At 50.9% G+C, this 12,431-nt stretch carries 11 protein-coding genes; 1 reads left to right on the plus strand and 10 read right to left on the minus strand.

Going from position 1 to position 12,431, the window contains the following annotated elements; all coding sequences use genetic code 11:
* Positions 1-3: 3 nt before the first annotated feature.
* The 3 genes from uxuR to uxuA form a co-directional block, all read right to left on the minus strand.
* On the minus strand, positions 4-777 hold the full coding sequence (gene uxuR, locus A7098_RS09460) for a Uxu operon transcriptional regulator (RefSeq protein WP_000833697.1): 774 nt from the start codon (positions 775-777) through the stop codon (positions 4-6).
* A gap of 269 nt (positions 778-1,046) precedes the next feature.
* Positions 1,047-2,507 carry a fructuronate reductase gene (locus A7098_RS09465; RefSeq protein WP_000208206.1) on the minus strand — a complete coding sequence of 487 codons (1,461 nt, stop codon included), beginning with the start codon at positions 2,505-2,507 and terminating at the stop codon, positions 1,047-1,049.
* Positions 2,508-2,587: 80 nt separating this feature from the next.
* Entirely contained in the window at positions 2,588-3,772 is a 1,185-nt protein-coding gene (gene uxuA / locus A7098_RS09470; RefSeq protein WP_000438582.1) for a mannonate dehydratase, read from the minus strand.
* Between the two features lie 338 nt (positions 3,773-4,110).
* On the opposite strand from uxuA, the gene gntP reads away from it, so the two are divergent.
* Complete coding sequence (gntP, locus tag A7098_RS09480; RefSeq protein WP_000558243.1) at positions 4,111-5,454, plus strand: gluconate permease GntP; 1,344 nt, start codon at positions 4,111-4,113, stop codon at positions 5,452-5,454.
* A gap of 253 nt (positions 5,455-5,707) precedes the next feature.
* Here the strand turns inward: gntP and fimH are convergent, their stop codons facing one another.
* The 7 genes from fimH to fimA all read right to left on the minus strand — a co-directional run bounded on the left by fimH (position 5,708) and on the right by fimA (position 12,304).
* Positions 5,708-6,610 (minus strand): type 1 fimbria D-mannose specific adhesin FimH, encoded by a 903-nt coding sequence (gene fimH / locus A7098_RS09490; RefSeq protein ID WP_085460274.1) that lies wholly within the window; start codon positions 6,608-6,610, stop codon positions 5,708-5,710.
* A gap of 19 nt (positions 6,611-6,629) precedes the next feature.
* Positions 6,630-7,073: a fimbrial protein gene (locus A7098_RS09495; RefSeq protein ID WP_309245664.1), complete on the minus strand. Its 444-nt coding sequence runs from the start codon at positions 7,071-7,073 to the stop codon at positions 6,630-6,632.
* A gap of 72 nt (positions 7,074-7,145) precedes the next feature.
* Positions 7,146-7,676 carry a type 1 fimbria minor subunit FimF gene (gene fimF / locus A7098_RS09500; protein ID WP_105280707.1) on the minus strand — a complete coding sequence of 177 codons (531 nt, stop codon included), beginning with the start codon at positions 7,674-7,676 and terminating at the stop codon, positions 7,146-7,148.
* 9 nt (positions 7,677-7,685) lie between these two features.
* A complete protein-coding gene (fimD, locus tag A7098_RS09505; protein ID WP_105280708.1) occupies positions 7,686-10,322 on the minus strand; it encodes a fimbrial usher FimD in 2,637 nt (878 codons plus the stop codon).
* A 66-nt stretch (positions 10,323-10,388) separates the two neighbouring features.
* Positions 10,389-11,114 (minus strand): type 1 fimbria chaperone FimC, encoded by a 726-nt coding sequence (gene fimC / locus A7098_RS09510; RefSeq protein ID WP_105280709.1) that lies wholly within the window; start codon positions 11,112-11,114, stop codon positions 10,389-10,391.
* Positions 11,115-11,150: 36 nt separating this feature from the next.
* A complete protein-coding gene (locus A7098_RS09515; RefSeq protein ID WP_105280712.1) occupies positions 11,151-11,690 on the minus strand; it encodes a fimbrial protein in 540 nt (179 codons plus the stop codon).
* Between the two features lie 65 nt (positions 11,691-11,755).
* Positions 11,756-12,304, minus strand: a complete 549-nt coding sequence (fimA, locus tag A7098_RS09520; protein ID WP_000695568.1) for a type 1 fimbrial major subunit FimA — start codon at positions 12,302-12,304, stop codon at positions 11,756-11,758.
* Positions 12,305-12,431: the final 127 nt, after the last annotated feature.

The raw sequence follows: 12,431 nt of genomic DNA on the forward strand, positions 1-12,431 counted from the left end.
GGATCAGGCGTCAACTTTATCCAACGGCCAGGAGTCGAAGAGATAGCCGTCAAAATAGATATCATCAACATTGGAAAATTCCAGCAGGCGCTGTTTCACATTTTCCAGATGCTGCCACATTGCCAGCTTCGCCGCACGGGCGTCTTTTTTGATTAACGCGGCGAGGATCTGTTTGTGATCGCCCAGCCACTCTTTGCGGTACAAGCTGTCATCCAGATGGCTGTGCAACTGGATCCACATCGGATTGTTTTCACGCCACTGCCAGGACTGACGGAACAGCTCCACCAGCATACTGTTATGCGTCGCTTCCGCGATGGCAAGGTGAAACTGCATATCGCCGCTTTCACTGCTGCCCGGTGCGCTGGAGGCCAGTTCGCGTTCTTCAAGCTGCAATGCCTGGCGCATTTTGACGATATCTTCGCGGGTGGCCTGCAAAGCGGCAAATTCCGCGATGTTACTTTCCAGTAACTGACGCGCCTGTAACAGCTCAAAAGGACCGGCGTCATTGCAGACGTTGGCATCTGCGTTGTCGGCAGTGTGGCTGGTTGAACTGTCGAGAACATAAATACCGGCGCCCCGACGCACTTCTACCAGTCCTTTGATCTCCAGCATGATCAACGCCTCACGCACCACAGTGCGCGTGACCTCGAGCATTTCTGCGATTTCACGCTCCGGCGGCAGTCGTTCACCAGGATTGTACGGTGTTTTGATGATCAGATCGCGGATCATCGCCCCGACTTCCTGGTAAGGTCTTTGCGCAGAGGTGGCAGATTTCATGATGTTGTGTCCGTTAGGTGCGGTTAATCAAATTATTGCCGGATGCGGCGTGAACACCTTATCCGACCGACAAAGAGTGCGTATTTAATAAGTTGTGATTGATACCCTGGCTCGATAAGCGTGCGCATCGGGCGATCTTACGTTGATCGTCAATGACAAACTATACCATTAGCACTGGAAGTTGGCACGTACAGGTAGGCAAAAAAACGAAAACTGGTCAACCAAATATTGGTTTGATTGACCAGTAAGTCTGTATGGTAATCAGTCAGTTACAGTGCAGCCACGCATTCGCGCGCGCCGCGCTCGCACAGTTGCTGATATGCCGCTGTCACTGCACCAACAAAGTCGGCATTCTGCGGCAGATCATCTGCAAAAATACCGCTCAGGCTCAACAGGGCTTTTACGCGTTCTGCTCCCTGATATTGCGCGTTGATCTTCTGGAATTCAGCCAGCATCGGATCAACTACGTCAATGGCGTTGCCTTGCTCATCCACACCCTGGGTGTAGCGCATCCAGCCCGCCACGCCGAGCGCCAGGTGACGCCAGCTACCGCCGTTTTGCAGGTGCAGACGCACCGGGTCCAGCAGACGCTGCGGTAACTTCTGGCTACCGTCCATCGCAATCTGCCAGGTACGGTGACGCAGAGACGGGTTGCTGAAACGCTCGATCAGCAGCGTCGCATAGGCGTTCAGGTCAGTCCCTTCCGGCATCGACAGCGTTGGCGCTTGTTCCTGCATCATCAGGGCAAAGGCGGCTTTGCGATAATCCGGGTTAGTCATGGTATCAGCAATGGTTTCATAGCCACCGAGGTAACCAAGGTACGCAAGGAAAGAGTGGCTGCCGTTGAGCATACGCAGTTTCATCATTTCGAATGGTACAACGTCCGAAACGAACTGTGCGCCCACTTTATCCCAGTCCGGGCGACCATTAACGAAGTTATCTTCAATCACCCACTGACGGAACGGTTCACAGGCAATCGCGCACGGATCGTAAACACCCAGTTGATCAGCAATTTCCTGTAAGGTTTCTGGCGTCGCCGCCGGAACAATGCGGTCAACCATGGTGCACGGAAAGGTGACGTTCTCTTCAATCCATGCCGCCAGCTGCGGGTCACGCGCCTGAGCCAGCCCCAGAACGGCAACTTTCGCCACATGACCGTTTTCACGCACGTTGTCGCAGGACATTACGGTAAACGCTTTCAGCCCTTTTTCACGACGCAGGCGCAGAGCTTCAACGATGTAACCAATCGCGGACTTCGGCGCGGTCGGATTTTCCAGGTCGTGCTTGATCAGCGGGTTATTGAGATCCAACTGACCGCTTGCCGCATCGGCGCAGTAACCTTTTTCCGTGACAGTCAGGGAGACAATCGCTGTTTGCGGACGCGCCATTGCGTTGAGAATACCTTCGCAACCGTCGATTTCCGGATGCAGAGCTTCTTTCATCGAACCGATAATTTTCAGCTCGGTGCTTTCTGCACCTTTTTCCGCCACGGTGTACAGCAGTTGCTGTTTTTTCAGGTTTTCGATCAGCACGCGGTCGTTGCCTGGCATCAGGTTAACTTCGCAGATACCCCAGTCGCTGTCGGTGCTTTCCAGCAGATGATGGGTGTACAGCGCCTGGTGCGCGCGGTGAAACGCCCCGCAACCGAGATGCACAATGCGTGATTCCAGACGAGAATGATCCCATGACGGGCGGGCAACCGGCAGATTGCTGTCAACAATAGTAGTCATCGTAAACTCCAGAATCCGTCTTCAGAGAGTGACGGCAAGGAAGAAGGAACCGGCACGGCGCGCAGCCATGCCGGTGGATATTAACGGCTAAAGAAAGCGCGCTGGATCGCCAGTTCGACACCGCGAACTTCGGCCAGGCCTTTCAGACGACCAATCGCGGAGTAACCTGGGTTGGTTTTCTTCTTCAGGTCGTCCAGCATCTGATGACCGTGGTCCGGACGCATCGGGATCAGGTCTTCTTTGCCTTCCGCTTTACGACGGTGTTCTTCTTCAACAATCGCTTTCACCACTTCGTACATATCAACGTCACCGTTCAGGTGCGCCGCTTCGTGGAAGGTTTTCGGGTTATCTTCACGCATGGTGGAACGCAGATGGGTGAAGTAAATACGCGGACCGAACTGCTTGATCATATCAACCAGATCGTTGTCAGCACGCACGCCGTAAGAACCGGTGCACATGGTGAAACCGTTCGCCATGCTGTTTACGGTATCAACCATCCACTGCATATCTTCAATGGTGGAAACAATGCGCGGCAGGCCGAGGATCGGGCGCGGCGGATCGTCCGGGTGAACAGCCATACGCACGCCAACTTCTTCGGCAACCGGAATAATGGCTTTCAGGAAGACCGCAAAGTTTTCGCGCAGCTTCGCTTTGTCGATATCTTTGTACAGCTCCAGGTGCTTACGGAACTGGTCGAGGGTGTAGCCTTCTTCCGCGCCCGGCAGACCAGCAATGATGTTACGAGTCAGACGCGCTTTGTCTTCGTCGCTCATAGTGGCGAAGCGTTCAGCAGCCTGAGCAATTTCTTCTTCGGTGTAATCCGCTTCCGCGCCTGGACGCTTCAGGATGTGCATTTCAAACGCAGCAAATTCGATCTGGTCGAAACGCAGGGCTTTGGAGCCGTCCGGCAGCACGTATTCGAGGTCAGTACGGGTCCAGTCGAGCACTGGCATGAAGTTGTAGCACACGGTGCGAATACCACACTGCGCAAGGTTGCGCAGGGTCTGCTGATAGTTAGCGATCCACTGCTCATAGTTGCCGGTATGGGTTTTGATATCTTCGTGAATTGGCACGCTTTCTACGACAGACCACACCAGGCCAGCATCTTCAACGATAGCCTTGCGTTTGAGGATCTCTTCTACGGACCATACTTCGCCGTTCGGGATATGGTGCAGCGCGGTAACCACGCCAGTTGCGCCCGCCTGACGGACATCAGCTAAAGAAACCGGATCGTTTGGGCCGTACCAGCGCCAGGTCTGTTCCATGATTTTTCCTCTTTCACATAGTGGGTTCCACAGCGAAGAGACGCGGAACCCCGGAGTTGTTTAGGTATCCGGATGAACAACCAGACCACAGCCGTGGCGTCGCACCGGATGAGATGGCGTATAAGTTCTACCTTTTGGTAAGACATGTCAACCCGGATTCTAAAATTGGTTAACCACATCACAAGAAATCTACTCTCCTGCCGGTTGTTGCAAATTACAGCAAGGGTAAACAACGGTTATTGATCAGGGTATGTGATATTCATCGCAACAATGGTTGACCAATTTACATAACATGTCGCCCAAAATAACAACGGTTCAACCAGGTAAGGTAAAACGTTATGCATGTGCTTAACATTCTCTGGGTGGTATTCGGCATTGGCCTGATGCTGGTACTGAATTTGAAGTTCAAAATCAATTCAATGGTGGCTTTGCTAGTGGCGGCGCTGTCCGTCGGGATGCTGGCGGGCATGGATTTGATGTCGCTGCTTCACACCATGAAAGCGGGCTTCGGCAACACGCTGGGGGAACTGGCGATCATCGTGGTATTCGGTGCGGTCATCGGTAAATTGATGGTCGACTCTGGCGCGGCTCACCAGATAGCGCACACGCTGCTGGCGCGTCTCGGTCTGCGCTATGTTCAGATATCGGTGATTATCATCGGCCTGATTTTCGGTCTGGCGATGTTCTATGAAGTGGCCTTTATCATGTTGGCACCGCTGGTGATCGTGATTGCAGCCGAAGCCAAAATCCCGTTCCTGAAACTGGCTATTCCGGCAGTAGCAGCTGCCACTACCGCACATTCACTGTTCCCGCCGCAGCCGGGCCCGGTGGCGCTGGTAAATGCTTATGGCGCGGATATGGGGATGGTTTATATCTATGGCGTACTGGTGACGATCCCAAGTGTAATCTGCGCTGGCCTGATCCTGCCGAAGTTCCTCGGTAATCTGGAACGCCCAACGCCGTCATTTCTGAAAGCAGATCAACCGGTAGATATGAACAATCTGCCTTCTTTCGGCGTTTCGATTCTGGTGCCGCTGATCCCAGCGATCATTATGATCTCCACCACCATCGCCAATATCTGGCTGGTAAAAGATACCCCTGCCTGGGAAGTGGTTAACTTTATCGGTTCCTCGCCGATTGCAATGTTTATTGCGATGGTGGTTGCATTCGTACTCTTTGGCACCGCGCGCGGGCACGATATGCAGTGGGTAATGAACGCCTTTGAAAGCGCGGTAAAAAGCATTGCGATGGTGATTCTGATCATCGGTGCTGGCGGCGTACTGAAGCAGACCATCATCGACACCGGCATTGGTGACACCATCGGCATGTTGATGTCGCATGGCAATATTTCGCCCTACATCATGGCGTGGCTGATCACCGTACTGATTCGTCTGGCGACCGGTCAGGGTGTGGTTTCGGCGATGACTGCCGCCGGGATTATCAGTGCTGCAATCCTTGATCCGGCAACCGGTCAACTGGTTGGCGTGAATCCGGCGCTGCTGGTGCTGGCGACGGCTGCAGGTTCCAACACCCTCACCCACATTAACGATGCATCTTTCTGGTTGTTTAAGGGTTATTTTGACCTGTCGGTAAAAGACACGTTAAAAACCTGGGGTCTGCTGGAACTGGTCAACTCCGTGGTTGGGCTGATTATTGTGTTGATTATCAGCATGGTAGCGTAAAGGAACACCAGAGCCTGCCAATGGCAGGCTCTGACTGATGACAAAGTCTAAAAATGTGCCCAGACAGTCCCCTCGCCCCTCCGGGGAGAGGGTTAGGGTGAGGGGAACAGACCAGCAAAGTGCGCTTTGTGTATGCCAGATGCGACGCTGGCGCGTCTTATCTGGCCTACAAAGGGCTAACATGCAGGTTTTGTAGGTAGCCTGGCGCATCACGTAATATTACGTACCAGCATTAGCAAGCCCTGTGATTTCTTTATTGATAAACAAAAGTAACACCAATAATCGACTGCACATTACCTGCAGTCACCTGCCCTCCAGTACGTGCGTAATTTGCCGTTAATCCCAGACTTACCGCCGAAGTCCCTACTGCCCCTAATGACACAGTGCTATTCGCTGGAATAATCGTTCCGTTGCGCGTCAACTGTACGCCGACTCCCTGTGCTGGCGAAAACGACGCGGTATTGGTGAAAATCGAGTTGCCCGCATCTGCGGTTGTGCCTGAAAGGTAATACCCCAGGTTTTGGCTTTTCGCACAATAAACGGTAAGAGGAATCGGCACCGAACCGGGATAGTCCGGCAGTGTAACGGTGACATCACGAGCGGAAACATCACAGCCGCCAGTGGGCACCACCACATCATTATTGGCGTAAATATTCCAGACGAACTGGAAATCATCGCTGTTATAGTTGTTGGTTTGTCGCAAAATAAGCACGGCAATTAATGAGCCTGCCTTAATCGCAACGCCACCCGCACTGCTGACCGGCGTCAGATAAAGCGCCACCGGCCACGGCTTATCCGTTCTCGAATTATAAACAATGCGCGGCGTTTCGCTGGTGGTCGGGAAAGGATAGCTACTACCATTATATTTTACGGTTCCGGAAAAATTAGATAACACACCGCCATAAGCTGAACCTCGTTGCAGTGTGACATAGTCTGTAATGGTTTCCGGGTAATCGTTATGGCAAAAGATCTGCGTCGAAAGATCCACGACCAGGTTTTGCCCCACATTCACGGCGGGCGCAAGGCTGACATAGACATTGGCGCTGCCACCGCCAATTGGGATAGCTGTGCCATTGGCGGTTTTACAGGCGAATGACCAGGCATTTACCGACCAGCCCATCAGCAGTACAGCAAACAAGGTAATAACTCGTTTCATTACAATCATCTCTTCGGGTTCAGCTGTAGGTATAGGTGATGCTAATCACTGCCTGAATGGTTCCCTGAGTGGCACCGCCATTTACCGTCAATGCTCTGACTTGTAACGGGAAGTGCGCTGATTGTGAGGAATCATCCACATGAACAGTTTTGGTTGCGCCAGTGTTCAATGTGTTGCCGCTGTCATCCTGTAGCTCTAACTGGATATTTTGCGCGGTTCCCTTGTTTTTATAATATCCGGTGCTGTCGGCTGCCCCGCTGAAGCTGGCGGTGACCCTGGACGTTCCCACCGGACAATTAGTCAACTCAAGCGCAACATCATGCCAGGCCGATGCCGCTCCGGCAGATATCAGGCTAAAAGAATAAAGATCGCCGAGATCTACCGTGGCATTGGTGGTGGAAACTGTGCACGGTTTGGCGACGACCTTACCGTTCACCGTGATGGTGACATCGGCTGCCTGTATCGTCGCACTTGCGAACGCCAACATTGCCGCCAATAAATACCCACGTTTGCGCCATTTCATGAGCATCTCCAGTTACTGATATTCAAGAGTAAAGGTTGCCGTGGCATTGATATGCCCCGCAGTGACAGGCACCTGTGTCGCCATTAGCCGGGCGTAAAAATTCAGCGTATTTGGTTTACCTGGCGTCAGGGTCGTCCACGAAATCGCGGACGATGGGGCATTAAGGGGTATCTGATTTTGTTGCTCATTCAGAAGCTGTATTCCCAGCCCTGCGGCCGCTGACACCGTATTATCAAGTGCAAGCAGGTTGGCATTGTGGCTATCTGAAACACCGGTAAACCCAACCTTTACGGCGGAAACGGCATTACCACAGGGTGACAGCAAAATACGAAAAGGAACGACCGGAGTCGTCGCCCCAATGTTGTTAAATTGCTTCGCCGCGTTTTCCATCAGATCAACGGTAAAATTGGTTGATTCAGCGGCCACACTACAGCCGTTATCCCTGACATAGCCGCGAATAGTAATCGTGCTATCTGCGGCTCTGGCGTGACTGACAACCAGCCACAAAAAAACGCAGAGAAGATAAAAAGGTTTGCTTTTCATCACGCCCCCTTAACGACATTCAGCTGATAGCTGAGTTAATAACTGCTGCTGACTCTCTGGTGGCAGTTGATAATTGGCGACACAGTGAGCATTCTCCCCTTCTCCCCATTTCACCTGAACTTTTCCCGCTAAAGGCATTCCGCTGAGATAAACCTGGCCATTATCCGCAACAATGCCGCTACTCTGGCTGCTCTCTGATGTGACCATCGCCCCAAACGGCAGCGGCTTATTATTGTGGGTTAGCGTCATGAGCAGTTTTATTCCAACGCGCGCTTTAAACTCTGCTCGCACAATTGCCCCACGGGTGGGAACAACGTTAGCGACCGCGTTATCTAAATCGACGTTATCAGCCAGGGTATTGGTATCCAGCGCCACTCTATTTTCGCGATATTCAGTGGCATAAGGCAGCACGGCATAACCGCGCCAGTCGGTACGCACCCCCGTCTGGTTTTCGACTTTTGCATCTTTTGCGCCAGGCGCTTTAACAAGCACCACCGTATCGTTTAACGGCTGCCCCAGCGTTATGCCATTGGCATGAGCCAATACCCCACCGCTGACTCCGTAATAGAACTGCTTAATATCATCGTTATGGCTGTAACCGATGTTGGCATTGCCGTAGCCACTGCGATAATTCAGCGTGGCGTAGCCTGTACTTCCGCTATTACCATCGCCTCCCCCGGCATAGCCGGTTTGCACGCTATAGCTGAGGTTGTTGTCTTCCAGCAACGTACCGTATACACCAGCCAGATTGGTCATCCGACCGTTGAGATCGTGCGACATGCTGTAGCTGGCACTGGCATGTCGCCACTGAGATTTACTGTCAGAACGCAGCCAGTGGCTGAAAGGAATGTTGACGTTAAGAGCTAACATCTGATCCCGTCCTTTTTGCCAGGCGTTTTTCGTCAGGCTATAGCTGAGCGTCCAGTTGATATCTTCGAACGCAGTATTTAATCCAGCCTGGAATTGCTCATCGACATTACTTGTTCCCCAATAAGTTTGATGGCTACCACTCAAATACAGTGTTGATGTGCGCCCGAGTTGCTGAGTAACAGTGAGCTGTAATTTCCCGCGTTTGTTATAAGCGAGGTTGTAATAGTCGGTGAATTTCGGCTTAACCTGAATAACACCATCCTGTGTTTCGATGTTGTAGCCATTCATTCGACTGTATGTTGTATCAGCGAAATTAAAATATCCGCTGGTCGAATAACGGTAACCTACTAACTGAATATTCGTGCCTGACTCATTGAGCGATTTGTTATAAAGAAAACGCACCGATTGCCCGTCATGCTGACTGTCATCGGGAAGTGTGGCATTAGCCTGCGTCATATCCACCGACAGAGCGCCCAGTGCCCCCATGTTTTTCCCGATACCGAAATTAAAAGCACGATAACGATCCGCCAGTTGCGTTCCACCATATATTGTCCAGCCAGCCGGAAGGCCGTGGAGTAATGTACTCTGGAAAAAGCGGGGTTTTTCCTGTTGCGCATTTCCACTACGGTATTCTCCTGCCGTAATGGAATAACGTGTATGCCCTTCACGTTGCAAAAGCGGGACTGACGAATAGGGTACGGTAAAGATCTGCGTGCTACCGTCAGCCTCTTTAATCGTTACCTGCAAGTCACCACTATTACCTGCGGCATAGATATCGTTGATGGTAAAAGGCCCCGGTGGCACCGTACTATTATAAATGTCATACCCATTTTGTTTAATAGTGACCTGTGCAGTACCACGCGCAATACCGTGGATCACCGGGGCAAATCCTCTTTGGCTATCGGGTAACATATTGTCATCTGAGGCCAATTGTGCGCCGCGAAAGTTAATACCATCGAAAATATCGCCCTGGGTATAACCATCGCCCAGCGTCAGTCGGGAACGTAACGGAATGATGTCTCGCTCAAGCCAGGTATTGATATGCTGCCATTTATTTTTGCTACCTGATGAACTGTCGCTACTGTTATAACTCCAGGTGGTATTGTCGCGTAAACGCCATGCACCAATATTTAACCCACTCTGTAGGTTTAAATATGTATAATGGCTGTTACCCCCAACCCGATTCTGCACACTATTTCCACTGAAGTTATAATTGAGCAATCCGGCATTAATACCGGGATCCCATAACTCAGGAGGAATATAACCACGCGCGCGATTACTCATAAATGCCTGAGGGATCGTCAGGTTGAGTCGCTGCTGACCAACATCTAAATGCGCAGTAGCGTCATGGATCATTGTGGTTAATGGCACGCAGGCATCATCCGCCAGCAGATTCATACCGGAGACAGAAGCTGTATTCAGCCCCATACTGGCGAGTTGAGCGCGAGTCAGGCAAGGGACAATCCCTTGTTCACTGTCACCCGTATTAAACGTGACGTCACGCGTCGCCATATAACCATTATTCAAATAGATATCGACGCGATACGTCCCCGGCGGTAATTCTTGCCCATTTTCAAAACGCGATAAATCAGCCACAGCCTGGGGATCATCCGCTAAAAAACGCGGATTAAAATAGAGTTCGGCAGATGACAAAGGTGCCTGTGCGACAAAAGCACAGGCAACAGAGAGTCGGACAAGAAAACCAGCCAGACGAGGCTTACGAATATGTAAGCATTGTGTGTTTCGCTGGTAAAGTCTTAAATTCAGATATGACATTATTCCTCCGGTTTAAAATTACCCGGCAGTCAATTCTTTTTATTCAGGCGAAAAATTCCCCCTGCGTTATTCCATTACGCCCGTCATTTTGGGGGTAAGTGCGCCATAATCATTTATTGTTCGGTAAGTAATATTGCTTCCTGCATCAGAAGGCAATTTAACCGTGCTTTCGCCCATTGGAGGCACCAATGCATTTTCAAGAACCCGGGTTCCGGCATTCAACTCTGTTACCGTCAGGTAATAGGGTGTCGGGTTAATCAGCATCAGAGAATTCGCGCTACGACGGAATCTTAATTTTTCTGCGGCCTGATCGGGTGGCAATGCTAATTTAACCGGGCGATAGTACAGTTTAATGCGGCTGATAATCGCGAGCTGTAGCGTATTCTCGGTCAATTTTGATTTATCCATTGACGGAATCGCTTTGACATTCATCCAGAACAAACTTTCCCGATCCTGTGGCAATTGGTTATTTGTGGCATCAAGAATACGCAAGGTATTCTCTTTTTTTCCCTTCATCGCAAACAGAGGTGGCGTCACGATAAAACGACCATCCTTTACACCATCGGCATTTTCTACCCATGATTGAATTAAATAGGTGCTATTCTCATCATTATTTGTCACGGCAAGTTGCACTTGTTTTTGCCCTGCAGGATAAATTACGCGTGTCGCACCTAAGGCCACTCCCGCTTCAGCGCGTCCGGCAACCATCATTGCCATGATCAACAGGATACCTGCCAGTAAGCAGAATGTTATTTCCTGCGATTTCCTTACATTGACGTTTTTATTACTCACTGTCCTGTTCCTGTTATCACATTGTCTGCTGAACAATTACTGATAGGTTAAAGAGAACCAGGCCTGGGCATTGGCGATGCCGCCAGTAACCCGACGCCCGGTAGCACGATATTTGGCGATGAAATTTAGCGAAGTAGAGCCAGAGTAAAGCCGCTTCCAGTTCACAGGAGGACGATTAATCGGTACGAGGTTTCCTTCATCATCAAACAACGCTACACCAATATTGGTTGCTATCCCTGGCCCCTCTCCCACAGAAAGCACATCCGGATTTTTACCATCCGCGACACCGTGAAAAGCCACGCCCACACGTTCACTCACCACCGTGCTACATTCCCGTAAATGAATAACAAAAGGCACCGGTGCGCTATCTTCCCCTACCGCATGAAACCGGTTACTGCTGATTTGCCCCATATTGACCGTCATTTGTTTATCACCGGCTTCAATCCGGCAAGTTTCCGCAATAATGACGCCCTGAAATTGCATATTTCCGCCGGGCAACGTGGTGTTCCATTTATTTCCGGCCAGAGCAAACATCGGCAGCAACAACGCTACTAGAAATAATCTCGTCCTTTTCATCATTATTCTTATCGCACAAGGAGTGGGCATCCTTGCCCATAATGACGTCCCTAAACCTGAGTAGGTTATTGATACTGAACCTTGAAGGTCGCATCCGCATTAGCAGCACCAGGGGTTGCAGCACCGGTTGCAAAATAACGTGCCTGGAACGGAATGATGTTGGTTCCGTTGTTCAGGGTTGTTTGTGCGCTAAATGTCGCACCGTCCAGCGCCAGCGCAGTACCCGTTCTGTCCAGGATCTGCACACCAACATTTGTTGCGCTGCCCGCAGCTGAACTCTGCAGAGCCAGTACGTTGGTATGATTTCCATCAATTGCTGTGCCAAGGAAGGCAATGGCTGCTTTGTCTGCAACAGTGGTATCGCAATCATTCAGCTGAATGTTAAAACCGACAGCAGAACTGGTTGCACCTTCTTGTGCCAACGAAGCGGTACGCACTTGACCTAACTGAACAGTTTGATCAACAGAGCCTGCATCAACCGCACAAGCGGCGTTAACAACTTCCCCTTTAAAGTGAACTGTCCCACCATTTACCGTCGTAGCAGCGGCCAAAGCCGCTGTGGAACTGAGGGACAGAGCCGACAGAACAACGATTGCCAGAGTTTTAATTTTCATGCTGCTTTCCTTTTTAAATCTACGTATAAATCAATATGGGCAGTCGTTCTGTACACTTTGTTTTGGAAACGAGTTTGACTGCCAACACTGCACAGTTTCCCCCCCAAAAATGAAACATTTGGGGCCA

This window comes from Escherichia sp. MOD1-EC7011, assembly GCF_002965005.1.
In the GTDB taxonomy this organism is placed as follows: domain Bacteria; phylum Pseudomonadota; class Gammaproteobacteria; order Enterobacterales; family Enterobacteriaceae; genus Escherichia; species Escherichia ruysiae.